The sequence below is a fragment of the Arthrobacter sp. UYEF20 genome (genome assembly GCF_040546335.1).
In the GTDB taxonomy this organism is placed as follows: domain Bacteria; phylum Actinomycetota; class Actinomycetes; order Actinomycetales; family Micrococcaceae; genus Arthrobacter.
Window position 1 is genome coordinate 1 of the sequence record NZ_JBEPNP010000007.1, and the last position, 24,116, is coordinate 24,116.

The 24,116-nt window shown below is 66.7% G+C and carries 17 protein-coding genes; 4 read left to right on the top strand and 13 right to left on the bottom strand.

Features of this window, described 5'->3' with window-relative positions; all coding sequences use genetic code 11:
- Positions 1 to 316 precede the first annotated feature (316 nt).
- From ABIB26_RS09730 to ABIB26_RS09740, 3 genes are read right to left on the bottom strand one after another with little or no spacing between them, the layout of a single operon-like run.
- Entirely contained in the window at positions 317 to 4,000 is a 3,684-nt protein-coding gene (locus tag ABIB26_RS09730; RefSeq protein WP_354241956.1) for a 1,4-alpha-glucan branching enzyme, read from the bottom strand.
- Between the two features lies 1 nt (position 4,001).
- Positions 4,002 to 5,798, bottom strand: coding sequence for a maltose alpha-D-glucosyltransferase (treS, locus tag ABIB26_RS09735; protein ID WP_354241958.1), 1,797 nt, complete (start codon positions 5,796 to 5,798; stop codon positions 4,002 to 4,004).
- 5 nt (positions 5,799 to 5,803) lie between these two features.
- On the bottom strand, positions 5,804 to 7,849 hold the full coding sequence (locus tag ABIB26_RS09740; protein ID WP_354241961.1) for an alpha-1,4-glucan--maltose-1-phosphate maltosyltransferase: 2,046 nt from the start codon (positions 7,847 to 7,849) through the stop codon (positions 5,804 to 5,806).
- A 177-nt stretch (positions 7,850 to 8,026) separates the two neighbouring features.
- On the opposite strand from ABIB26_RS09740, the gene glgP reads away from it, so the two are divergent.
- Complete coding sequence (glgP, locus tag ABIB26_RS09745; RefSeq protein WP_354241964.1) at positions 8,027 to 10,645, top strand: alpha-glucan family phosphorylase; 2,619 nt, start codon at positions 8,027 to 8,029, stop codon at positions 10,643 to 10,645.
- Between the two features lie 20 nt (positions 10,646 to 10,665).
- Here glgP and glgX read toward each other — a convergent pair whose 3' ends face one another.
- Positions 10,666 to 12,789: a glycogen debranching protein GlgX gene (gene glgX, locus ABIB26_RS09750; protein WP_354241966.1), complete on the bottom strand. Its 2,124-nt coding sequence runs from the start codon at positions 12,787 to 12,789 to the stop codon at positions 10,666 to 10,668.
- 116 nt (positions 12,790 to 12,905) lie between these two features.
- Here glgX and ABIB26_RS09755 point away from each other — a divergent pair, with 116 nt between their 5' ends.
- Positions 12,906 to 13,718: a carbon-nitrogen hydrolase family protein gene (locus tag ABIB26_RS09755; protein ID WP_354241969.1), complete on the top strand. Its 813-nt coding sequence runs from the start codon at positions 12,906 to 12,908 to the stop codon at positions 13,716 to 13,718.
- Between the two features lie 432 nt (positions 13,719 to 14,150).
- Here the strand turns inward: ABIB26_RS09755 and rlmB are convergent, their stop codons facing one another.
- The 6 genes from rlmB to ABIB26_RS09785 all read right to left on the bottom strand — a co-directional run bounded on the left by rlmB (position 14,151) and on the right by ABIB26_RS09785 (position 19,321).
- Positions 14,151 to 15,137: a 23S rRNA (guanosine(2251)-2'-O)-methyltransferase RlmB gene (rlmB, locus tag ABIB26_RS09760; protein ID WP_354241972.1), complete on the bottom strand. Its 987-nt coding sequence runs from the start codon at positions 15,135 to 15,137 to the stop codon at positions 14,151 to 14,153.
- A gap of 151 nt (positions 15,138 to 15,288) precedes the next feature.
- Positions 15,289 to 16,755 carry a cysteine--tRNA ligase gene (gene cysS, locus ABIB26_RS09765; protein WP_354241975.1) on the bottom strand — a complete coding sequence of 489 codons (1,467 nt, stop codon included), beginning with the start codon at positions 16,753 to 16,755 and terminating at the stop codon, positions 15,289 to 15,291.
- Positions 16,756 to 16,827: 72 nt separating this feature from the next.
- Complete coding sequence (locus ABIB26_RS09770; RefSeq protein WP_354241977.1) at positions 16,828 to 17,181, bottom strand: hypothetical protein; 354 nt, start codon at positions 17,179 to 17,181, stop codon at positions 16,828 to 16,830.
- Between the two features lie 88 nt (positions 17,182 to 17,269).
- Complete coding sequence (gene ispF / locus ABIB26_RS09775) at positions 17,270 to 17,836, bottom strand: 2-C-methyl-D-erythritol 2,4-cyclodiphosphate synthase (protein ID WP_354241980.1); 567 nt, start codon at positions 17,834 to 17,836, stop codon at positions 17,270 to 17,272.
- A gap of 2 nt (positions 17,837 to 17,838) precedes the next feature.
- The gene (locus ABIB26_RS09780; protein WP_354241983.1) at positions 17,839 to 18,657 is read right to left on the bottom strand and encodes an IspD/TarI family cytidylyltransferase; all 819 of its coding nucleotides are present in this window, start codon (positions 18,655 to 18,657) and stop codon (positions 17,839 to 17,841) included.
- A gap of 181 nt (positions 18,658 to 18,838) precedes the next feature.
- Positions 18,839 to 19,321, bottom strand: coding sequence for a CarD family transcriptional regulator (locus ABIB26_RS09785; RefSeq protein WP_026266570.1), 483 nt, complete (start codon positions 19,319 to 19,321; stop codon positions 18,839 to 18,841).
- A gap of 361 nt (positions 19,322 to 19,682) precedes the next feature.
- On the opposite strand from ABIB26_RS09785, the gene ABIB26_RS09790 reads away from it, so the two are divergent.
- Complete coding sequence (locus ABIB26_RS09790; protein ID WP_354242402.1) at positions 19,683 to 20,240, top strand: hypothetical protein; 558 nt, start codon at positions 19,683 to 19,685, stop codon at positions 20,238 to 20,240.
- A gap of 120 nt (positions 20,241 to 20,360) precedes the next feature.
- Here ABIB26_RS09790 and ABIB26_RS09795 read toward each other — a convergent pair whose 3' ends face one another.
- Both ABIB26_RS09795 and ABIB26_RS09800 read right to left on the bottom strand, forming a co-directional pair.
- Entirely contained in the window at positions 20,361 to 21,041 is a 681-nt protein-coding gene (locus ABIB26_RS09795; RefSeq protein ID WP_354241986.1) for a response regulator, read from the bottom strand.
- Positions 21,038 to 22,285, bottom strand: a complete 1,248-nt coding sequence (locus tag ABIB26_RS09800) for a sensor histidine kinase (RefSeq protein ID WP_354242405.1) — start codon at positions 22,283 to 22,285, stop codon at positions 21,038 to 21,040. The genes ABIB26_RS09795 and ABIB26_RS09800 overlap by 4 nt, the downstream gene beginning before the upstream one ends.
- A gap of 207 nt (positions 22,286 to 22,492) precedes the next feature.
- Here ABIB26_RS09800 and phoU point away from each other — a divergent pair, with 207 nt between their 5' ends.
- Positions 22,493 to 23,155 carry a phosphate signaling complex protein PhoU gene (gene phoU, locus ABIB26_RS09805; protein ID WP_354241988.1) on the top strand — a complete coding sequence of 221 codons (663 nt, stop codon included), beginning with the start codon at positions 22,493 to 22,495 and terminating at the stop codon, positions 23,153 to 23,155.
- Between the two features lie 116 nt (positions 23,156 to 23,271).
- Here phoU and ABIB26_RS09810 read toward each other — a convergent pair whose 3' ends face one another.
- The gene (locus tag ABIB26_RS09810; RefSeq protein WP_354241991.1) at positions 23,272 to 24,018 is read right to left on the bottom strand and encodes a phosphoglyceromutase; all 747 of its coding nucleotides are present in this window, start codon (positions 24,016 to 24,018) and stop codon (positions 23,272 to 23,274) included.
- Positions 24,019 to 24,116: the final 98 nt, after the last annotated feature.

Genomic DNA, 24,116 nt, shown 5'->3' on the forward strand with positions numbered 1-24,116 from the left:
CACACTATTGAGTTCTCAAACAACAGACACACCCGGCACCACCACGACTTACCCAGTCGAGGATCGCTCCGGAGCAACTTTTCAAACTTACCCGGCCGCTTCACCCTAGTCAAATCGGCGTTTCCGACTCAGTGTTGCCATAGGCATCTGGGTCTTCTTGGCCGATCAACTCCGGGGAGCAGCGCGGAAATAAACTCTACCACCACTTTGACCGGGTGACAAAGCAGCCCCAAAGCAGCCCCAAACGTCCCCCCTGGGGCGGTGCCAAAAAGCCCGGAATCACAGGGATTCCGGGCTTTTCGGGCGTTGGCTGCAACTAGACCAGCGGTTGGAAGTACGCGGCTCCCAGCGGAGGCAGCGTGACGGTGAGCGTGGCCGGCTGGCCGTCAACACCGGCGTCGGACGCTGTCAGCGTTCCCTCGTTCTGCACGCCCGAGCCGCCGTAGCTCTCGGCGTCGGTGTTCAGCACTTCCTGCCACTTCCCTGCCGCCGGCACACCGAGGAGGAAGTCCGTGTGCGGTCCGCCCGAGAAGTTGAACGCACAGACCAGCGGGTTGCCTGACTTGTCACGGCGGATGAAGGTCAGCACATTGCGGTCCGAGTCACCGCCATGGATCCACTGGAAACCGGCGGGATCGTTGTCCAGCTCGTACAAGGCCGGGGTGGAGCCGTAGAGCTCGTTCAGGTCCTTGGTCAGGAGCTGTATGCCGTGGTGCGCGGGGGTCTCCGCGAGCCACCAGTCCAGGCCGTGCTGTTCAGACCATTCCGTTTCCTGGCCGAACTCGGTGCCCATGAAGATCAGCTGCTTGCCGGGATGCGCCCACTGGTAGCCCAGGAACGCGCGCAGGTTGGCCAGCTGCTGCCAGCGGTCGCCGGGCATCTTGCGCAACATGGATCCCTTGCCGTGCACCACTTCGTCGTGGCTGATCGGCAGCAGGAAGTTCTCCGTGTAGGCGTAGACCATCGAGAACGTGATGGTGCCGTGGTGCCACCGGCGGTTGTAGGGGTCCTCGGCCATGTACTTCAGGGAGTCGTGCATCCAGCCCATGTTCCACTTGATGCCGAAGCCCAGGCCGCCCTGGCTCGTGGGAGCGGTCACGCCCGGGAACGCCGTGGACTCCTCGGCAATCATGACGGCGCCGGGGTGCGTCTTGTAAACCGTAGCGTTGACCTCCTGCAGGAAGGAGATCGCTTCGAGGTTCTCCCGGCCGCCGAAGCGGTTCGGCTGCCACTGCCCGTCCTCACGGGAGTAGTCCAGGTAGAGCATGGAGGCGACGGCGTCCACGCGCAGGCCGTCGATGTGGAATTCGTCGAGCCAGTAGAGCGCGTTCGCGACGAGGAAGTTGCGGACTTCGGTGCGGCCGAAGTCGAAGATCAGCGTTCCCCAGTCCGGGTGCTCGCCCAGATTCGGGTCCGCGTGCTCGTAGAGGGCTTCGCCGTCGAAACGGGCCAGTGCCCATTCGTCCTTGGGGAAGTGCGCCGGAACCCAGTCCAGCAGCACGCCGATGCCGGCCTGGTGCAGTTCGTCCACGAGGTGCCGGAACTCGTCCGGGTGCCCGAAACGGGACGTCGGGGCGAAGTAGGAGGTCACCTGGTAGCCCCAGGATCCGCCGAAGGGGTGCTCGGCCACGGGCATGAACTCCACATGCGTGAAACCGAGCCACTTGACGTACTCGACGAGCTCCTTGGCGAGCTCGCGGTAGCCGAGGCCCACCCGCCAGGAGCCGAGGTGGACTTCGTACACGCTCATGGGTGTGTTGTGCGGATCACGGGCGGCCCGGGCCTCCATCCACTCGGCGTCCTTGAAGGCGTAGGACGGCTCGACGACGCGGGACGCGGTCAGCGGCGGAACCTCGGTGCCGAACGCCAGCGGGTCGGCCTTCTCCACCCAGTAGCCGTGCTTCGTCCTGATTTCGAACTTGTAGCACGCCCCTGCCAGAACGCCGGGGATGAAGAGCTCCCACACTCCGGAAGAGCCCAGGGAGCGCATGGAGCGCTCCCGGCCGTCCCAGCCGTTGAAGTCACCCTTGACGCGCACTGCCTGGGCGTTGGGGGCCCACACGGCGAAAGAGACGCCGTCGACGTCGCCGAGGGAGGATTTGTAATGCTGCACGTGCGCGCCGAGGACGTCCCAGAGCCGCTCGTGGCGGCCTTCACCGATCAGGTGCAGGTCCACCTCCCCGACGGTGGGCAGGTAGCGGTAGGGGTCGTCGACGGTCTGCGCGGCTTCGCCCTCGTACGTCACTTCCAGGCGGTAGTCCGGCACGTGGCCGGGCTCCAGCGGTTCCAGCACGGCCACCCAGACGCCGTCGGACTCATGCTCCATCGGAACCGTGCCTGCCGCCGTGACGACGGAGACGGCCTCGGCCAGGTGCCTCACCGCACGGATGGTGACGTGGCCGTGGTCGTCGAAGTGCGCGCCGAGGACTGCGTGCGGCGCATGGTGCTCGCCTGCCGCGACCCTCGCGAGGGTGTCCGGGTCCACGGGGATGGGAGCCCCTGGCCGATCGATCCGAGCTGATCCTGTCATTGTGATACCTTCCGCTTCGGCTTCGGCCGGAACGCCGGAGCCTGTACTGCCGAGGAGACGTCGTGATGCGCTGACCGGGATGGAGAGCCAATCCGGCCTGTTGCGTAATTCGTAGATGACTTCGTAGAGCGCCTTGTCGAGCCACAGGGCCACAAACAGGGGCGAATCGCGGTCGATGCTGCCGGGGATGACGTCCGCATAGCCGGCCAGGAAGGCTTCGGCGCAGTCGTCCACCCAGCCCGCCGGGACGGCGGCGTCGGGAGCCTCCCGGGCAGCCGCGCCGGCGGCGTAGTCGAAGGAGCGCAGCATCCCGACGACGTCGCGCAGCGGGACGTCGGGGAAATTGCGTTCCGAGATCGGCCGCAGCGGCTCGCCTTCGAAGTCTAGGATGGCCCACCGCGGCGCCATACCGGCCCCGCCCGGGACCCGGAGGATCTGTCCGAGGTGGAGGTCGCCGTGGATCCGCTGCAGTGGGCCCGCGCTGGAGCCCCGGAGGCGCAGCAGGAGCTCCTCGAGGGCATCGTCGTAGCGCCCCACGATGCTCGCTGCCTGCGCCCAGGACTGGCGCACGCGCTGGGCAACACCGGGCGCGATGTCGCTGCCCGGGACGGCTTCGGAGGCGACTCCGAGGGCCTCGGCCAGACGGCGGTGCACCGTGGCGGTGGCGGCGCCCAGGGCATGTGCCGCGGCGGTGAAGTCCCTGCCCTGGACCGCCGCGTTGACGGCCAGCCGCCAGGCATCCAGTCCGCCGGCCAGGAATTCGTGGGCCACGGCCAGTTCGCCGTGGGCCGGGCGGGTGCCACCCTCCGCGGCATCCGTGGGAACGTCCCATTCGCCGGTGACCCAGCCGAGCGTGGCCGGCGCTTCAACCGTGCGCCCGGCGGTCAGGGCGGCGCCGATTTCCACTTCCGGGTTCTGGCCCTCGGAGAGGACGCGGAAGAACTTCAGGATCGCGGCCGATTCGCCGTCGTGCACAATCACCGAACTGTTCGACTGCTCGCCGGACAGCACTTTCACCGTGCCGGTGGCGAAGGGCAGCCGGTGGCCGGACTGTAGGAGGTGGCCGGCGGCGTTTCCGCTCGGGGAGGTACTGCCGTTGCGCATGAGCTCCAGCCACGCAGCGACAAACGCGGGGTCGTGGACGCCGTCGTAGATCCAGCGCTGCCCCGTACCGGGACCGGTACTATCGGCGTCCGTCTCCCCCACGAGCGCCGCCTCCGCCCCGGCCAGCGGGGAGCGCCGGATGCTGAGCGGCACCTGCACGACGTCCGTGCGGCTTCCATCCGCCGTCGGGTAAGTCACGGCGAGCAGCCACACCTCGAGATCTGCATCACCGCGCCCGGGCGCCAGGCTCAGTCCGCCTACCGGCTCGAAGCTGAACTCCGCGCTCTTGACCGGGAACCAGCGCTGCGCCGGAAGCCAGCTGCCAAGCAGGCCACTCAGGGCGGGGGAAAGGGTGGGTCGGGTCATGTCAGCCTTCGATGGACAGGATGGGCATCGCCTGGGTGAAAGGCGAGGCCGGGTTGGAGGCAGCCGAGCGGATCCGCAGCCAGAAGAAATCATGGCTGCCCAGGGTCAGCGTCAGCTTTCCGTCGTCGCCGATCGAGGGGAAGGCCTGGCCGCCGAACACGTCCCGGAGCCCGCGCCCGGCGAAGTTCGGCACCCGCAGGGTGGTCGCCACCGGGTGCTGGGAGAGGTTGAACGCGCACAGGATCGTTTCGCCGTCCGCACCGGCCGAATTGCCTTCCGGAAGCTCGCGCAGGTAGGCAAGGACGACGTCGTGATCGGCTTCGACGTGCTCGAACGCGCCCAGCCCGAAGGCGGGGTGGTTCTTGCGGACGCTGAGGATCTGGCGGGTCCAGCGCAGCAGCGAGCCCGAATGCGCGGCCTCGGCCTCGACGTTGGCCATGCTGTAGTTGTAGACCAGCGACTGGATCACCGGAAGGTACAACTTGCCCGGGTCGGCGTTGGAGAAGCCGGCGTTGCGGTCCGGGTTCCACTGCATCGGTGTGCGGACGGCGTCGCGGTCCTCGAGCCAGATGTTGTCCCCCATGCCGATCTCGTCCCCGTAGTACAGGAACGGGCTGCCGGGCAGGGAAAGCAGCATGGCATGGATCAGCTCAATCTCGGCGCGGGAATTGTCCAGCAGCGGGGCCAGCCGGCGCCGGATGCCGATGTTGGCGCGCATGCGCGGATCCGGCGCGTACCAGCCGAGCATGGCGGCACGCTCGTCGGCGGTGACCATTTCCAGGGTCAGCTCGTCGTGGTTGCGCAGGAAGGTGCCCCACTGGGCGCCTTCCGGAATGTTCGGGGTGTCCTTCATCGTCTCGATGATGGGCGCGGCCTTCTGGTCCCGCAGCGCGTAGTACAGGCGCGGCATGATCGGGAAGTGGAAGGCCATGTGGCATTCCGGTTCCTCTTCGGTGCCGAAGTACTCGACCACCTCGGCGGGCGGCTGGTTGGCCTCGGCGATGATGACGCGGCCCGGGTAGCTTTCGTCGACCATCTTGCGCAGCTTGCGGAGGAACTCGTGGGTCTGCGGCAGGTTCTCGCAGTTCGTGCCCTCTTCCTCGAACAGGTACGGGATGGCGTCGGCCCGGAAACCGTCGATCCCCTGGTCCAGCCAGAACCGGACGACGTCGAAGAGCGCGTCGATGACTTTGGGGTTCTCGAAGTTGAGGTCCGGCTGGTGGCTGAAGAAGCGGTGCCAGAAGAACTGGCGCCGGATCGGATCGAAGGTCCAGTTGGATTCCTCGGTGTCCACGAAGATGATGCGGGCGTCTTCGTACTTCTCGTCCGTGTCACTCCACACATAGAAGTCGCCGAAAGGGCCGTCCGGGTCCTTGCGCGACTCCTGGAACCACGGGTGCTGGTCCGAGGTGTGGTTCAGCGGCAGGTCGATGATCACGCGGACGCCGCGGGCATGGGACTCGGCCACGAGGCGCTTGAAGTCGCTGATGGTGCCGAACTCGTCGAGCACGGAGTTGTAGTCCGAGATGTCGTAGCCGCCGTCGCGCAGCGGGGACTGGAAGAACGGCGGCAGCCACAGGCAGTCCACGCCCAGCCACTGCAAATAGTCCAGTTTCTCGATCAGGCCGTGGAAGTCACCGGAGCCGTCGCCGTTTCCGTCCGCAAAACCGCGGACCAGCACCTCGTAAAACACCGCCTTGCGGTACCACACGGGATCATGCTGGAGGCCGGGAGCGTTCAGTTCAAAGGTCCCCTTCGGGCTGAAGTGCTGGCTGGGGTTTTGCATGCTGAAACTCACTCGGGCTACCTCCGGATGCTAAGAACGTGGGCCGGTTCGGCATGGGAGTCCAGCCGGACGTAGTTGTACTCCCCCCACTCCCAGCTTTCGCCGGTCAAGAGATCATCCACCATGAACCCGCCGTTGTGCGTCAGGGTCTCCGGGTCCAGCTCCAGCGCGGCCAGGTCCAGCGACACGGTGCTCTCCCGGGTGCCGTGCGGGTCCACGCAGACCACGATGATCAGCGTGTCCTTCGAGCCGTCCGGGAGGGTCTTGTGCTTGGAGTACACCACCGTGGCGTCGTCGGTGCTCTGGTGGATGGTCAGGTTCTGCAGATCCCCCAGCGCGGGGTGGGCGTGCCGGATTTCGTTAAGCCTGGTCAGGTACGGGGCCAGCGTACGGCCCGATCCGGCCGCGGCGTCCCAGTCCCGGGCCTTGTACTCGAACTTCTCGTTGTCGATGTACTCTTCAGCGCCCGGACGGGCCACGTGCTCGTAAAGCTCGTACCCGGCGTAGACGCCCCAGATGGGGCTTGCCGTCGCGGCGAGGACGGCACGGATCTTGAAGGCGGCCGGGCCGCCGTACTGCAGGTACTCGGTGAGGATGTCCGGAGTGTTGACGAAGAAGTTCGGCCGGAAGTAGGCCGGCGATTCGTGGCTGATCTCCTGGAAGTACTCCTCCAGTTCCTCCTTGGTGTTGCGCCAGGTGAAGTAGGAGTAGGACTGCTGGAAGCCGGCCCGGCCCAGCGCGTGCATCATGGCCGGGCGGGTGAACGCCTCGGCGAGGAAGACGACGTCGGGGTGTTTCTTGTTGACCTTGCCGATCAGCCATTCCCAGAACCACACGGGCTTGGTGTGCGGATTGTCGACGCGGAAGATCTTGACGCCGTGGCTCACCCAGAGGAACACGATGCGGAGGATCTCGTTGGACAGGCCCGCGGGGTCGTTGTCGAAGTTGAGCGGGAAGATGTCCTGGTACTTCTTGGGCGGGTTTTCGGCGTAGGCAATGCTGCCGTCCACGCGGGAGGTGAACCACGCCGGGTGGTTCTGGACCCAGGGGTGGTCCGGGGCGGCCTGCAGGGCCAGGTCCAGGGCCACTTCCAGTCCCAGCTCACCGGCCCGCGCCACGAAGGCGTCGAAGTCCTCGAAGGTGCCAAGGTCCGGATGGATGGCGTCGTGCCCACCCTCCTTGGAGCCGATTGCCCAGGGCGAGCCCGGATCGTGCGGTCCTGCCAGCAGGGTATTGTTCGGTCCCTTGCGGTACTGGACGCCGATCGGGTGGATCGGCGGCAGGTAGATGACGTCGAAGCCCATGGCCGCGACGGCGTCGAGCCGCTGGGCGGCGGTGCGGAAGTTGCCGGAGGTCCACTCCCCGGTTTCGTGGTTGCGGACGGCGCCCTCGGAACGGGGGAAGAATTCGTACCAGGCACCCCGGCCGGCGAGTTCGCGCTCCACGAGCAGGGGGTACGGCTCCGAGGCGGTCACCAGTTCGCGGATCGGCTGGCGTTCGACGACGGCGGCCACCTCGGCGCTGAATCCGGCGGCGAGGCGCTCCTCGGGGGTCCGGGAAGCGTCCGAGAGGACGACGACGGACATCCGCAGCGTGCGCCGGTCGGCGGACGGGCGGGACGGGTCCTCGGACGCTTCGGAAAGCAGGGCGGCGCCCTCGGCAAGCATCAGCTCGACGTCGATCCCGGCTTCCACCTTCACCCCGGCGTTGTGGTGCCAGGTGCCGTAGCGGTCATGCCAGGCCTCGATAACGAAAGACCAGTTACCCGTTGAGGGGGGTGTCAGGAGACCTTCCCAGCGGTCGGTGCCCTGGCCGGCCCCGCCCCGGGGCGGGGCCAGCCGGACGCGCTGCCGTTCTTTCCCGCGGGGGTCCAGGAGCACGGCGCTGACGCCGAGCTGGTCGTGGCCTTCGCGGAAGGCGGTGGCGCCGACCACCAGGCTTTCTCCCGCAACGGCTTTGGCAGGGAATTTCCCGCCTTCGACAGCAGGCTGTACGGCGGTGATCGGAAAACGGCCAAATCGAAGGCCCTCCGTGATCAGGGCCTTGGGCTTTTGCTTGGACACGGCACTGGTTCGCGAGTTATTCGTCACAGGCTCGACGTTATCTACAAAACGGCCAGATTGCTAAGGCAACGAAGTTCCTCCGGTGGTTTCCGGATTTTTCCGGCCGTGGACCGTCATTTAGGCGTAAGAAACTTAAACCGGTACCTGGGCTCTGACTTGTCCGTTAGTGTTTCGCAGGTGAAGGCTATCCGCAGATTTACCGTCCGAACCGTCCTCCCGGAGTCAATCCGGCCGCTGGCCCGGCTCGCCAGCAACCTTCGGTGGTCCTGGCACCGGCCCACCCTGGAGCTTTTCGAGGGGCTGAACCCCCGGATCTGGGCTGAGAGCGACCACGACCCCGTCTCGTTCCTGGGCCTGGTCAGCAGGGAGGAACTGCAGCGCCTCGCCGCGGACCAGGACGTGGTGCGGCGTGTCCACGAGGCAGCCGACGCCCTGGACCGGTACCTGGAGCAGCCCCGCTGGTACCAGAGCCTGGGCGACGACGCGCCGTCCTGCATCGCCTATTTTTCACCCGAGTTCGGCATCACCGAGGTGCTGCCCCAGTACTCGGGCGGCCTCGGCATCCTTGCCGGCGACCACCTCAAGGCAGCCTCGGACCTGGGCGTGCCGCTGATCGGCGTCGGCCTCCTCTACCAGGCCGGCTACTTCAAGCAGTCGCTGTCCCGCGATGCGTGGCAGCAGGAAACCTACCCGGTCCTGGACCCGGACGGCCTGCCGCTGACCCTGCTGCGCGAGGCCTCCGCGGACGGCAACGGCAGGCCGATCCAGATCTCGCTGCCGCTCCCCCAGGGACGCCGCCTCCTGGCGCACGTGTGGCGGGCCGACGTCGGGCGCGTTCCCCTCCTGCTGCTGGACTCCAACGTCCCGGGCAACGACGACGCCGCCCGCGGCATCACCGACCGTCTCTACGGCGGCGGCGGCGACCACCGTCTCCAGCAGGAGCTCCTGCTCGGCATGGGCGGGGTCAAGGCACTGCGGGCCTACCAGAAGCTCACGGGCATCCCGGCGCCGGAAGTCTTCCACACCAACGAAGGCCACGCCGGCTTCCTGGGCGTCGAACGGATCCAGGAGATGATGTCCGCTGCGGAGCCGCTGAGCTGGGAAGAAGCCCTGGCTGCCGGGCGCGCCTCCACGGTGTTCACCACGCACACCCCGGTCCCGGCCGGCATCGACCGCTTCGAGACCTCGCAGATCCAGCACTTTTTCGAGGCCGGGTTGGCGCCGGACGTGCCGGTGGCCAAGATCCTGGACCTGGGCCGGGAAGATTTCACCGACGGCAACCCGTTCGTGTTCAACATGGCGGTCATGGGCCTCCGGCTGGCACAGCGGGCCAACGGCGTCGCCAAGCTGCACGGCGAGGTCTCCCGCGGGATGTTCTCCGCGCTGTGGCCCGGCTTCGACCATTCCGAGGTGCCCATCACCTCCGTCACCAACGGCGTGCACGTCCCCACCTGGGTGGACCCGCGCGTCTCCAAGCTGGCCCGCGACCAGTTCGGCTCCGAGGCGGAAGCCCAGGGCCGCTGGGACCTTGCCTACAACGTCAGCGACGAGGACGTCTGGGCCCTCCGGCGCGAGATGCGCGTCTCCCTGGTCGAGGACGTCCGCCGCCGCCTCCGGGCCGCCTGGAAGAAACGTGGCGCGGCCGACGCTGAGCTCGCGTGGACGGACTCCGTGCTGGACCCGGATATCATGACCATCGGCTTTGCCCGGCGGGTGCCGACCTACAAGCGCCTCACCCTGATGCTGCGCGAACCGGACCGGCTCAAGGCCCTGCTGCTGCACAAGACGCACCCCATCCAGCTGGTGATCGCCGGCAAGTCGCACCCGGCCGACGATGCGGGAAAGAAGATGATCCAGGACCTGGTCCGCTTCACCGACGACCCCGAGGTACGCCACCGGATCGCGTTCCTGCCCAACTACGACATCGCCATGGCCCGGACGCTGTTCCCCGGCTGCGATGTGTGGCTCAACAACCCCTTGCGCCCGCTGGAGGCCTGCGGGACCTCGGGTATGAAGGCCGCCCTCAACGGTTCGCTGAACCTCTCGGTCCTGGACGGCTGGTGGGACGAGATGTACGACGGCGAGAACGGCTGGGCGATTCCGACCGCCAACAACGACGCCTCCTCCGAAGAGCGCGACGACATCGAGGCGGCAGCGCTGTACGAGCTGCTGGAAACGCAGGTGGCCCCCCGCTTCTACGGACTGACGGTCTCCGACAGCGCCGGCGCCGCCGGGCCGTCGCAGCCCGGGCCACAGAAGGTCCCGACGCACTGGGTGTCGATGATCAAGCACACCATGTCGCACCTGGGTCCGCAGGTGTCCGCGGACCGGATGCTCAAGGACTACGTGAACATCCTGTACCGCCCGGCCGCGCACGCGGGCCGCCGTGCCGTCGCGGACAACTTCAAAGAGGCGAAGACCCTCGCTGCCTGGACCGCCCGGATCCGCGCCGCCTGGCCCCAGATCCAGGTGGAACACGTCGACTCGGTGGGGGTCTCCGAAGATCCGCAGATCGGCGACCTGCTCCAGGTAAACGCCTACGTGGCCCTGCACGGGCTCACCCCGGACGATGTGTCCGTGGAAGTGGCCTACGGCAAGGCGGGAGACAGCGATGAGCTGGCCGATGTCACGGTGGCTGAGCTGGCGTCCGTCGAGGACCTCGGCAAGGGCCGGTATCTCTTCACCGACACCATCCTGATCGACCGTTCCGGGTCCTTCGGCTACACCGTCCGCGTGCTGCCCAAGCACGAGGCGCTGGCGTCCAAGGCGGAACTGGGCCTGATCGTCAACGCCTAGGACCGGACCGCCGTCGGGGGTTAGATGCGGTAGATGCTGATGGAATTTGCCTGGACCACGTCACGCTCCCCGGAGGACACGCGGACGCCCTGACGGCGGTCGTGCAGCTCTGAGGTGGTCAGGCGCAGTTCGAAGAGACGGTTGCCCGTGCCGTCATCGTTGCTGAGCAGGGGCAGCGTGACCTTGACGTCCTGGGTGCTGCCGTTGACCACCACCAGTCCGTCCACCTGCCCGTCGTCGGAGCCGAGCAGGAGCTGGACCACACGGCGGGCAGGGTCATGCCAGCTGTCCCCGGCCATCGGCTCCCCGTGCGCATCAAACCAGTGGAAGTAGGACTGTTTCTCGCGGGTCGGATCGTCGTGCGGCTGGCCGGCCAGGAATTCCTTCCGCAGCCGGATCATGCGTTTGGTGCTGCGCAGCATCCCATGCGATTCGGGAGTGCTGGTCCAGTCGATCCAGGCGATGGGGTTGTCCTGGCAGTAGGCGTTGTTGTTGCCCTGCTGGGTCCGGCCGACCTCATCCCCGCCCGTGATCATGGGCACGCCCTGGGAGATCATGAGGGAGGCCATGAGGTTGCGGCTGGTCTGCGCCCGCCGGGCCAGAATGTCCTCGTCCTCCGTGGGGCCTTCGAAACCGTGGTTGTAGCTGCGGTTGTCCCCATGGCCGTCCCGGTTCTGCTCGCCGTTGGCCTCGTTGTGCTTACGGTCGTAGGACACCAGATCGGCCAGGGTGAAGCCGTCGTGGGCCGAGACGAAGTTGACCGAGGCAAGCCGGGACCGGCCCGAGGCCTCAAAAAGGCTCGCGGAGCCGGACAGGGCATCCGCCAAGCGGCCCACCGAGCCTCCCTGGCCGCCGGCGTCGATCGCGGCACGGTCAGCGAGCCAGAAGGTGCGGACAGCGTCACGGAAGTGATCGTTCCAGTCGACCCAGCCTGCCGGGAACCGGCCCGTCTGCCAGCCGCCGTAGCCCATGTCCCAGGGCTCGGCGATCAGCTTGGTGGTGGACAGGACGGGGTCGGCGGCGATCGCGGCCAGGAACGGGTGGCCGGGATCGAACTCGTTGGCGGCGTTCCGGGCCAGCGTCACTGCGAGGTCGAAGCGGAAGCCGTCGATGTGGAATTCGTCTACCCAGTAGCGCAGCGAGTCCAGGACCAGCTGGACCACGCGCGGTTCGCCGAAGTTCAGGCTGTTCCCGCACCCGGTGGTGTCCACGTACCTGCCGTGGCCGTCGTTGCGGTAGTACTGCATTTCGCCCAGGCCGCGGAAGCTCAACGTGCGGCCGTCAGGGCCGCCCTCGGCCGTGTGGTTGTAGACGACGTCGAGGATGACCTCCAGCCCGGCGGCATGAAGGAGCTTGACCATGCCCTTGAACTCGTCCTGGACCGCCTGGGCGCCCGCGGCCTGTGCGGCTTCGGTGGCGTACGCGGGGTGCGGGGCGAAAAACGCCGCCGTGTTGTAGCCCCAGTAGTTTGTCAGTCCGAGGCTCTGCAGATGCGGCTCGTCGACATGGAAATGGACCGGCAGCAGCTGCACGGATGTGATGCCGAGGGCGACGAGGTGCTCGATCATGGCGGGGTGCGCCAGGCCGGCGTAGGTTCCTTGGAGGTCCTCCGGCACGTCCGGATGGAGCATGGTCTGGCCACGGACATGGGCCTCGTAAATGATGGTGTTGCGCCACGGGATCCGGGGGCTGCTGTCGATGTCCCAATCGAAGTCGCTGGGCACCCGGACGTTCGTCACGAAATCATCGTGCTCGTCCACGGCCCGGCCGTAGGGGTCCAACAGCAGCGGCTGCTCGCCGTCGGCGTCGAAATCCGTGGTGGGCATGGACAGCAGCGGCAGCGGCAGCGGCTCATGGTCCGGCGAGGCGCGGAGTCCGTAGCGGGAGCCGACCGGGAGGCCTTCCACGATGCCGTGGTGGACGCCGTTCGTCACATTGGGCAGCGTCTTGAGTTGCCATGATCCGCCGGGGGCCTGGTAAGCGATCTCGAGGGTCGCCACCCCGGGCGCGTAGACAGCCACATTCGCGAAGGCACCTCGAGGGTCGTCCATTGCCGGCGAACCCGTGCTTGGAACACTGATGCCCTGCGGAAACGCCCGGGAGGCGTCTACGGTGGAGGCTGTATCTACATGAGGCATGACCATTGCTTATAGCTTAGCGGGGCAGAACAAACCGCCCCTTCCTGTATTTCCTGACGTTAATGCAGTGTACGGAAAAGAGCATTGCATACTGGAATGAAGCGCCGAAACTGGAGGTAATTGTGCGGGTTGCACTGGCTCAAATCATCACCGGCCGCGAGCTGGCCGGCAATCTGGCGCTCGTGGCGGACTACGCGGCGCGGGCCAAGGCCGGCGGCGCGGAACTTGTGGTGTTCCCCGAGGCGACCATGCGTGCCTTCGGAAACTCGCTGCTGGACATCGCCGAGCCCCTGGACGGGCCGTGGGCCGCCCGCGTGCGCGCCATCGCCGTAGAGCAGGACATCGCGATCGTCGCCGGGATGTTCACGCCGGGAGCCGTAGCCGACGGCGGCGCGCGCGCCAAGGTCCGCAACACGCTGCTGGTGACCGGCCGCGGCGTCGAAACGAGCTACGACAAAATCCATCTTTTCGACGCCTTCGGCTTCGCGGAATCAGACACTGTGGACGCCGGCGGCGATGCTGTCACGTTCGAGCTGGACGGCGTGACGTTTGGCCTGGCCACCTGCTACGACGTGCGCTTCCCGGGCCTCTTTACCGAGAACGCCGACCGCGGCGCCGACGTGAACATCGTCTGCGCCTCCTGGGGATCCGGCCCCGGCAAGGCGGAGCAGTGGAAGCTGCTGGCCCGCGCCCGCGCCCTGGACTCCACCACGGTGGTCCTCGCCTGCGGCCAGGGCGATCCCGCCAGCCTGGGCCTGGAGGCCAAGGGTGCCGCCCCCACCGGCGTCGGGCACTCCGTCGTCGTGTCCCCGTTCGGGGACGTACTGGACGAGCTCGACGGCGCCCCGGGTCTCCTCTTCGCGGACCTGGACACCGCCGTCGTCAAGGAAGCCCGCACTAAGCTCCCGGTCCTCGCCAACCGCCACAAGTTCTAAGCCTCCGTCCGGGTTCGCTCTGGTCACCTCGCCGGACACCGGCGCCTTGCCGTCGCTTAGACACCTCCCGACGCCTCCTTCGGCCGGTGGGCGGCCTCATCCGGCTCTGGTCGGCGATGCGCTCCTTTGCAAGCCCCCGGCGCCCGCTCGATATCAGGCACCATGCGCCGAGGTGCTCCGAAGGAAGGACGCTCCCTCACGTTCCGCACGCGAGAGCCAAACGCTCCCTCACCTTTCGCGGCCTAACACGAAACGCTCCCTCACGAGACGTCAGGGAGCGTTTCCCAACCTTTCACGAGACGTGAGTGAGCGTTTCCCAATCTTTCACGAGACCTGAGGGAGCGTTTCCCAATCTTTCGCGAGAGGTGAGGGAGCGTTTGTCATTTGCCAGCGAAAGGTGAGAGAGGGTCAGAGCCGGAACACGCGCGAGGACTACTTAGTTGCGCGCTGGCGGGAGATCTCGTAGAGGGAGATGCCGACGGCCATGGAGGCGTTGAGCGACTCCATGGCGGAGTCGATCGGGATGGAGACGATCTGGTCGCAGTTTTCGCGGACCAGGCGGCTGAGGCCCTTGCCTTCGGAGCCCACGACGAGGCAGACCGGCTCGGTGGCCAGGGACAGGTCCGGCAGCGAGACGTCGCCGTCGCCGTCGAGCCCCAGAACATAGATTCCCATGTTCTTGAACGCCTTGAGCGTGTTGTTCAGATTGGCGGCACGTGCCACGGGGACGCGGACGGCGGCTCCCGCGCTGGTCTTCCACGCCGAGGCGGTGACGCCAACGGAGCGGCGCTCCGGCACGATCACGCCGTGGCCGCTGAAGGCCGAGACCGAGCGGATGATGGCGCCGAGGTTGCGCGGATCGGTGATGCCGTCCAGCGCGACGAAGAGCGGGGCGTTGGCGACGTGGCCCTTCTTCCAGCTCTCCAAGGTTTCCTCGGCCAGCTCGTACGCGTCCTGGTATTCGTACGGCGGGATCTGCAACACGAGACCCTGGTGGATGGCCTCGTCCGTCATCCTGTCCAGCTCGGGCTTGCCGGTTTCCAGCAGCGGAATGCCGCGCTCGGCGGCAAGCTTGAGGGATTCCTTGACGCGGTCGTCCATTTCGATGCGGATGGCGACGTGCAGGGCCTTGGCGGGGATGCCGGCGCGCAGGGCCTCGACGACGGAGTTGCGTCCGGTGACGACTTCCTCGGTGGCGCGGCCCTTGGGCCCCGAGCGGGCGCCGGCGCTACGGGCGCCCGTTCCGCGTTTGGCCTCGGAGCGTTCCGCGAGCTGCTTGTTCTTGTGGGCCTTGTGGTACGGGCGGTCCTCCGCCTTGGGGGTGGGGCCCTTCCCCTCGAGAGCCTTGCGGCCGTGACCGCCGGTTCCGACGGTGGGGCCCTTCTTCATTTTGACCGACCGGCGACCGTTGTTGGCCATGAGTTCCACCCCTGCTTTGGTAATACGCGATTTGTTGATACGTCTGACCTCCAGTCTACTGACTCGAGTTAAATCGACGATTTCGGGCCGGCGCAGGGCTGGGGCGGGGCCGGTCCCGGGGAAGCGGTTCCGGCCAGGTGAAGTCGACGTATCAGTTGCGCTTGAGGCTCCAGCTCGCGCCGTCCGCGCCGTCCTCGACGACGACGCCGGCAGCGGCGAGGGTGTCGCGGATGGCGTCCGAGGCGGCCCAGTCCTTGCTGGCCCGGGCCTGCGCCCTGGCCGCGAGCTGCGCTTCGACGAGAACGCCGAGGGCGTTGGTGCCATGCTCGTCGGCCGCCGGCGTGGCGGTGTCGTTGAGACCAAGGACACGCAGCATGTCGGTGACGCTGGCGAGTGCCTCCCGGGCGGCGTCGAGTTCACCGGCGGTGAGGGCAGTGTTGCCGGCGCGGACAGTGTCGTGAAGTACAGCAAGGGCCTGAGGGACGTTGAGGTCATCGTCCATGGCGGCAGCGAAGGCGTCCGGAACGGGGCCACGGCTGCCGAAGCTGACAGCGCCGTCATGCGTCATGGTGCTCCGAAGGGCGCGGCTGATGAAGCCGTCGATCCGCTCCACCGCGGCGGCGGCTTCCTGGAGCGAGCCGGGCTGGTAGTCCAGGATCGAGCGGTACTGGGCCTGGCCGAGGTAGTAGCGGACCACCCGCGGCGTGGCCAGCTCCAGCATTTCGGCCGGGCTGACCGTGTTTCCGATCGACTTGGACATCTTCTCCCCGGCGGAGGTGACCATGCCGTTATGCATCCAGAAGTTGGCGAAGCCGTGCCCCGCGGCCTGCGACTGTGCCATTTCGTTCTCGTGGTGCGGGAAGCGCAGGTCCAGTCCGCCGCCGTGGATGTCGAACTCGGTGCCGAGGTACTTGGTGACCATGGCGGAGCATTCGAGGTGCCAGCCCGGGCGGCCGGGGCCCCACGGCGAGGCCCAGCTCGCCGTCGTCGGCTCCCCGTCCTTGTGGCCCTTCCAGAGCGCGAAGTCGCGGGGATCCTTTTTCCTGTTGCTGAACTGAGCTTCCACGTCCGGGGCGCCCTGCATGTCCTCGACCTTCTGCCGGGTCAGCGAGCCGTATTTGCTCCAGGAGCGGACATCGAAGTAGACGTCACCTGAGCCGTCGGGCGCAGGGTAGGCGTGGCCGCGGTCGATCAGCCCCCCGATCAGCGCGTGCATCTCCGGGATGTGGCCGGTGGCGCGGGGTTCATAGCTGGGCCGGGAAACGCCGAGGGTGTCGTAGGCCTTGAGGAATTCCTGCTCATACCGGTAGGCCAGCGCCCACCATTCCTCGTCGCGGACGGCGCCGGGCTCGTCCTCGAAGTCCGGTCCGAAGGAGGCCGCGGACTTGGCCAGGATCTTGTCGTCGATGTCGGTGACGTTGCGGACCGCCGTGACGCGGAAGCCGCGGTACTGCAGCCAGCGGGTGAGCTGGTCGAAGACGATGGCCGAACGGATGTGCCCCACGTGCGGCATGCCCTGCACCGTGGCGCCGCAGTAGTAGAGGCTCACTTTGCCCGGAACCAGGGGGACGAAGTCACGGACTTCGGCGGATGCAGTGTCGTAAAAGCGCAGGGTCACCGCTCCAGATTAGCCGATGGCCCCTGCCGCTCCGGCTGGGCGCTCCCGCGGGCAGCCGTTTGGACGGGCCGCCTACTTGCAGTACTCGCCGATCTTGTTGATCTGCTCCCTGAACTGGGCCGTCTGCTCAGCGCTCTGAGTTCCGTCGGGAGTGGACGCGACTTCTTTCATGACGTCCGCCATCTTCTGGATCGGGCCCGCAACCTCCGGGGCCACCTTGTCCGCCACTTCCTGGTAATGCTGGGCGATCTGGCCCGACTGCTCCTTCTGGCTTCCGGTGGGTGCGAAGTTGTCGCCGTTGAGAAAGGTGCAGCTTTCCTGGACACTCATCCTCGCGGGCGTCGACGCCGGCGCACTCCCGGCCCCGCCGCAGCCGGTCAGCAGCGTTCCTGCGAGGAGTACGACGGCGGTTAGCGGCTTCTTCACGGTGGTCTCCTGTTGTCGCGGGAACGGGGTGTCTTAAGCGTAGGTGACTTGACCCCATCCGGCACGGCCGGTGCGCACCGCGGCCGGGCTAAGCGCTCGCGTAGAAATTAGCCTGGCCGGTCCGGTAGACAAGGGCCGTGGCGATGGCCGAAATTCCTTCGCCGCGGCCGGTGAAGCCCAGCCCGTCGCTGGTGGTGGCCGTGACGCTGACCGGAGCCGCGGCGGCCTCGCTGAGGACCCGCTGTGATTCCTCCCGGCGGGGACCGAATTTCGGCCGGTTGGCGACGAACTGCACGGCGACGTTGCCGATCTCGAACCCTTCCGCACGGACGATCCGGGCCGCCTCGGCCAGCAGGGTCACGCCGGACGCGCCCGCGTATTCGGGCCGGTCGGTGCCGAAATGTGTGCCGAGGTCCCCGACTCCGCAGGCGGAAAAGAGGGCGTCTGCCGCGGCGTGGGCCACGGGGTCGCCGTCGGAATGCCCGGACAGTCCGCGCTCGCCTTCCCAGAACAGGCCGCCGAGCCAGAGCGGCTGGGGGGCGTCTGCGGGGGCGTAAGCGTGCACATCGACGCCGATTCCGGTCCGCGGGATGACCGGGTGGGGCGTGTCCGGGGATACATCGTTCGGGGTCACGTCGTTCGGGGTCACCGTCATGCTCAGCCTTCCACCCATCGTGTGCCAAGCGGCCCTTCGAGGAGCCCCTCCGCAATGATCAGATCCAGGGGCGTGGTGATTTTCAGCGACTGGCTGGCGCCGCGCACGGCGTGGACGGGCACACCCAGGAGCTCGACAAGCATGGCGTCGTCCGTGACGGCGGCCGCCTGGCCGGCGTCGAATCCGCCTGCGGCCTCGTGGGCCCGGCGCAGCGTGGCCAGCTCGAAGCCCTGCGGGGTCTGCACCGCGCGGAGCGTCTCCCGGGCAGCTGTGCCGGTGACCAGTTCCGGGGCGATCGCGGCGCCGTCGCCGGTGGTCAGCTCCACCGTCTTGACGGTGTCGACGACCGGGATGACGGGGATGACTGCTCTTGCGCCGGCGGCAAGGGACTTAGCAACCCGGTGGAAAACGGCTTCCGGGGTCAGGGCGCGGGCAGCATCGTGGACCAGCACGTGTTCGGTGCCCGGCAGGAGCGTAAGCAACGCGGTCCGGACCGAATCGGCGCGGCTGGCACCGCCTTCGACGACGGTCACGACCGGGAGCTGCACGGCCTGCTCGGACGGGGCGTTCAGCCGGTGTGCTGCCTGGAGCTCCGCTACGAAGGACTCGCAGAGGGCCCGTAGTTCCGGATCCCCCGGCGGGATGGCCACGCAGATCTGCTGCGCAATGCCTGCCGCGGCGACGCCCCGAAGCGCGTGGGTGAGGATGCTGTCTCCGCCCAGCGGCACCTTGGCCTTGGGCATTCCGTAGCCGAGACGCTGGCCAGATCCGGCCGCGACGACGATGACCGCGGTGGCGGGAGTAGCCGATGCAGAGTTCATGCGCACAAGACTACGTCCCGTTCCCACCCCACCGCCCAAGTAGCTCGCAGTTGTTGCCGTTTTGGGCGTTGAAAACGACAAGTATTGCGAGCCAGTTGGGGACGCGGGTGCTGAAATCGGGCAAAAAGAAGCCCCGGCGGCTTACGCCACCGGGGTTCGATTCTTGTCTGTTTCTTGTGCCTTAGGAAGCCAGGACTTCGTCGAGAACGCTTGCGGCCTTCTCTTCATCCGTCTTTTCAGCCAATGCCAGTTCTGAAATCAGAATCTGGCGGGCCTTGGCCAGCATGCGCTTCTCCCCTGCGGAGAGACCCCGATCGTGATCGCGGCGCCACAGGTCGCGGACGACCTCTGCCACTTTGATGACGTCACCGGAAGCAAGCTTCTCCAGGTTTGCCTTGTATCGACGTGACCAGTTGGTGGGTTCTTCAGTGAACTCAGCCCGCAGCACATCAAATACGTGCTCCAGGCCTTCCTTGCCCACTACATCCCGGACCCCAACTAGGTCAACATTTTCTGCTGGAACTTCAATGGTCAGATCACCCTGAGCCACCTTGAGCTTGAGATACATCTTCTCTTCGCCCTTGACAGTGCGCATCTTGATTTCTTCAATTTTGGCTGCACCGTGGTGAGGGTAAACTACTGTCTCGCCGACCTCAAAAACCATGTGGACATTCCCCTTTCCCGCAGACCAGTTTATCACGGTTAAGGCATATGACTGCCATGGATCGCGCCCTGGAACCGCGCAAATCCGGGGAAAATGGCCTTAAACGGCCCCTCGGACCTCTTGACGAAAGCGGATATTAGTGCATGGCCCCGCCTTTGCCAAGGGTCCGCGGGTAGCGTGCGCGGGAGCCCCCCGGCCGCTGAGCCGACTCCGGGGTCGACCCCGGGCCGACGCTGGGCGGACCGCTGAGCCTGCGCCCATGCGTACGGGCGGAATCCTTGTTTGCCACCGATTGCGGTTAGGCTATGGCTGAATAATGTTCCAAGACTCTCAAGGAGTGCGTGACGTGCGTTTCACTGCGATGAACCGGGGCCAGCGCGGCAAGCTGGCAATGGCAACGGCTGCACTTGGCATCGGCCTGCTGTCGGTAACCGGCTGCGGCTACATCAATCCCCAGCAGACCTCTGAGCAGTACTCGGCGTCGGACGGAACCCGCGCGGACCTGGGCCCGCTGCAGCTCCGCAACATGATGATCATCTCCGCGGGCGAAAACAAGCCGGGCCGTGTGATCGGCGCCGTCTACAACACCTCTTCCAGCGACGTGTTGCTCACCATCAATGGTGCCGGCGGGTCGCAGACGCAGGTCCCGGTCAAGCAGAAGTCGTACACCCTGCTCAACGACTCCACAGACGAGGCGATCCTGAGCAGCACCGGCGGCAAGCCGGGCTCCCTCGTCGAGGTCAGCATCAGCGAAGACGGCACCAACCAGAACGCCAAGTTCAAGATTCCGGTCCTGGACGCCACCATCACCGACTACAAGCAGTACCTGCCGAGCAGCGCGCCGACGGACACCGGTACGGCCACGCCGACGTCGACCGCAACCTCGACTCCGTCGCCGAGCAGCAGCGCCAACCACTAGCTTCCAGGCAGAAGGAGGGGCACCCGGTCCGGGTGCCCCTCCTTCTTCTTGCCTGCGTCCGTAGGGGCCCAGCGGGCCTCCATGGAGCCGAGGCTCAGTGCGTGCCCGGACCGCCGAGGCTTAGGGCTCGAACTTGTAGCCCAGGCCGCGGACGGTGATCAGGAACCGCGGCGCCGAGGGGTCCGGCTCGATCTTGCTGCGCAGCCGCTTGACGTGCACGTCCAGGGTCTTGGTGTCCCCGACATAGTCCGATCCCCAGACCCGGTCGATCAGCTGCCCCCGGGTCAGCACCCGGCCGGAGTTCCGCAGCAGCATCTCCAGAAGCTCGAATTCCTTCAGCGGGAGCGAGACCTGCTCGCCTCCGACGCTGACCACGTGCCGCTCAACGTCCATCCGGACCGGACCGGCCTGCACGGTGCTGGCGACCAGCTCCTCCGGTTCGCCCTGCCGGCGCAGCACAGCCCGGACACGGGCGACGAGCTCGCGGGAGGAATAGGGCTTGGTGACATAATCGTCGGCTCCCAGCTCCAGCCCCACCACCTTGTCGATCTCCGAGTCCTTGGCCGTCAGCATGATGACGGGAACGGACGATCGCTGCCGCAGTTGGCGGCAGACCTCGGTGCCGGACTGGCCGGGCAGCTGCAGGTCCAGGAGGACCAGGTCGGCGCCGTTGCGGTCGAATTCGGTAATGGCATCAAGCCCGTTATCCACCACCTCCACCTCGAATCCTTCCTTGCCCAACAAATAGGACAGCGGGTCGCTGAACGACTCTTCGTCCTCGACAATCAAAATCCGGCTCAAGCGCTGGCTCCTTGCTCATGGACGCCTGCGGCGTCGCGTCTGTGGGGTTGTCCTTTGGGCGAAACTGGGGGCGGGGTGGTGGCCTTGGCGGCCGGCCTGCGCGCCTCGGGGGCGTCGGCGTCGTCCTGGCCTTCCATTTCCGGAAGCCGGATGGTGAACGTGGATCCCTGCCCGGGCTGTGACCAGAGGGTCACCTCGCCGCCGTGGTTGGAGATGACGTGCTTCACGATGCTCAGGCCCAGCCCAGTGCCGCCGGTGTGGCGGGACCGGGCGGAGTCCACCCGGTAGAAGCGTTCGAAGACACGTTCCTGGTCCTCGGGACTGAGCCCTTCGCCCTGGTCCGTCACGGACACCGCAACCAGGCCGTCCTTGGCGCGGACGCCCACGCCAACCCTGGTGTTCTCCGGGGAGTAGCGGATGGCGTTGTCGATCAGGTTGCGCAGCGCGGTCACGAGCAGATCCTGGTCGCCGTAGACCATCGCGTCCGCGTGGCCGCCGACCACCAGCTGGATGTTCTTGGTCTCCGCCGGCAACTGTGACCGGTCGACGGCCTCGGACACGACGGTGTTGATGTCCACCGGCCGCCCCTGCTGGGCCACGTTGGCGCCCTGCAGCCGGGAGAGTTCGATGATGTCCTGCACTAGGGCGGCCAGCCGCGCGGACTCCTTGTGCATGCGTTTGGCGAAGCGCCGGACTGCTTCGGGATCGTCCGCGGAGGACTCGAGTGCTTCGGCCAGGAGCGAGATGGCCCCGACGGGTGTCTTCAGCTCATGCGAGACGTTGGCGACGAAGTCGTTCCGGACTTCTTCGGTGCGGGTGAATTCGGTGCGGTCATCGGCCAGCAGGAGGATGTATTCCTCTGCGATCATGGCCGCCCGGACCTGGACCACGATGGTCCCCTGGCCCAGCGGGCCGCGGGGCAGCTCGAGCTGCTTTTCGAGGATGACACCGTCGCGCCGCACTCTGGCGGTCATTTCCAGCAGCTGCTCGTGCACGACGGTGTGTCCGCGCACCAGCCCGTAGGCGTAGGCCGCCGGACTGGCCCGCACGACGCCGTCGATCGCGTCCACCACCACGAAAGCGCGTCCGACGGCGGCCAGCACCTCCGCGGCGCCGTCCGGCAGCGAGGGGTCCTCGAACTCCATATCCACGAGCTGGCGTTGCTGCTCGCTGACCCGGAACGCAAGCACGCCGAAGATGCCAAGCGAGAGGCCGATCAGGCCGGCGATCACGCCGATGAGCATTGGATCCACGGCTCCAGCTTATGCTCTGCCCCGCGGCGAAAACTGAAATCTCCTGCTATTCGGGCCCCGGTTCAGCTAACGTTCACCTAGTGGGGCCTAACAGTTCACCGGACACTGCAAGAGTTGAGCGTTGAAGCGCCGAGAGGTGAACCGAAATAGGCCAGCTGCTGCGGCGGCAGGCAATGTTTCCGAGGAAAGGACGCACACGTGCGTAAGGTTTTTCAGGAAGAGCTCACCCAAGTGGGGGAACAGCTCGTCGAAATCTCCAAGCTGGTCAGCGAGGCCATCGACAAGGCCACAAGAGCCTTCGACGGCGCCGACATCGACCTGGCCGAGGACGTCATCGCCGCCGATGCCCGGATCGACTTCCTGCAGAACAGCCTCGACGAGCGCGCCATCGACATCCTGGCGCTGCAGGGGCCGGTGGCCAGCGACCTGCGCATGATCGTGGGCTCGCTCCGGATGAGCGCCTCGCTGGAGCGCATGGGTGACCTCGCCCGCCACCTCGCGCAACTTGCCCGGCTCCGCTACCCGGCGACCGTGGTTCCCGCCCAGCTGCGCGAGACGTTCAAGAGCTTCGCCGAGCAGGACCTGCTGATCGCCAACAAACTGACCGTCCTGCTGGAAACCCGTGACCTTGGCGTGGCCCGCGACATCATGAAGGCCAACACTGCGGTCAACGATCTGCACTTGAGCGTCTTCAAGGCAATCGCCCGGAGCGACTGGCAGGAATCCCCGGCCACTACCGTCGACGTCGCGCTGGCCAGCCGCTACTTCGAGCGCTTCGCCGACCACGGCGTCTCGGTCGCCCAGAAGGTGACGTACCTGGTCACCGGGGCCTGGCAGCCGAACAGCATCGAACACAGCTAGCACTGCCCCTGTCGGGACGGCAGTGGCACAACAGCGGCAAAACAGCGCAGAACAGACGACGGCGGCCGGTCACCTCAGGGGGTGGCCGGCCGCCGGTTGTTTCAGCGAAGTGAGCGCTACTTCTTGCCCTGGCTGGCGACGGCCAGGATGGCTTCGGCAGCGGCCTCGGGATCGAGGTAGGTGCCGCCCGGGTTCAGCGGCTTGAAGTCCTCGTCCAGTTCGTAGACGAGCGGGATGCCGGTGGGGATGTTCAGGCCGGCGATGTCCTCGTCGCTGATCCCGTCCAGGTGCTTGACCAGGGCGCGCAGCGAGTTGCCGTGGGCCGTGACCAAAACGGTCTTGCCGGCCCTGAGGTCTTCCTTGATGTCCGATTCCCAGTACGGCATGAGCCGGATCAGGACATCCTTGAGGCACTCGGTGCGGGGAAGGGCGTCACCGAGGTCCGCGTAGCGCGGGTCGCCCACCTGGGAGAACTCGGAATCGTCGGCCAGGGGCGGCGGCGGGGTGTCGTAGGACCGGCGCCACAGCATGAACTGCTCTTCGCCGAATTCGGCGAGGGTCTGCGCCTTGTCCTTGCCCTGCAGCGCGCCGTAGTGGCGTTCGTTGAGCCGCCAGTCGCGCTTGACGGGGATCCAGCCGCGGTCGGCCTTGTCCAGGGTGATGTTTGCCGTGTTGATGGCCCGCTTAAGGACCGAGGTGTACAGGATGTCCGGGAGGATGTTGTTCTCCACGAGAAGCTCGCCGCCGCGGACCGCCTCGGTGCGGCCCTGGTCATTGAGGTCAACGTCCACCCAGCCGGTGAACAGGTTCTTGGCATTCCAGTCGCTGTGGCCATGGCGCAGCAGAATCAGCTTGTAAGTCATGGTTTTCATCCTAGCCGAGCGGCCGAGGCTGCTGCCGAGCGTTACATTTCCGCCGCCTCCACCCACCCCCGGGGCACGTCCGGCCCATCAAGCGGCTC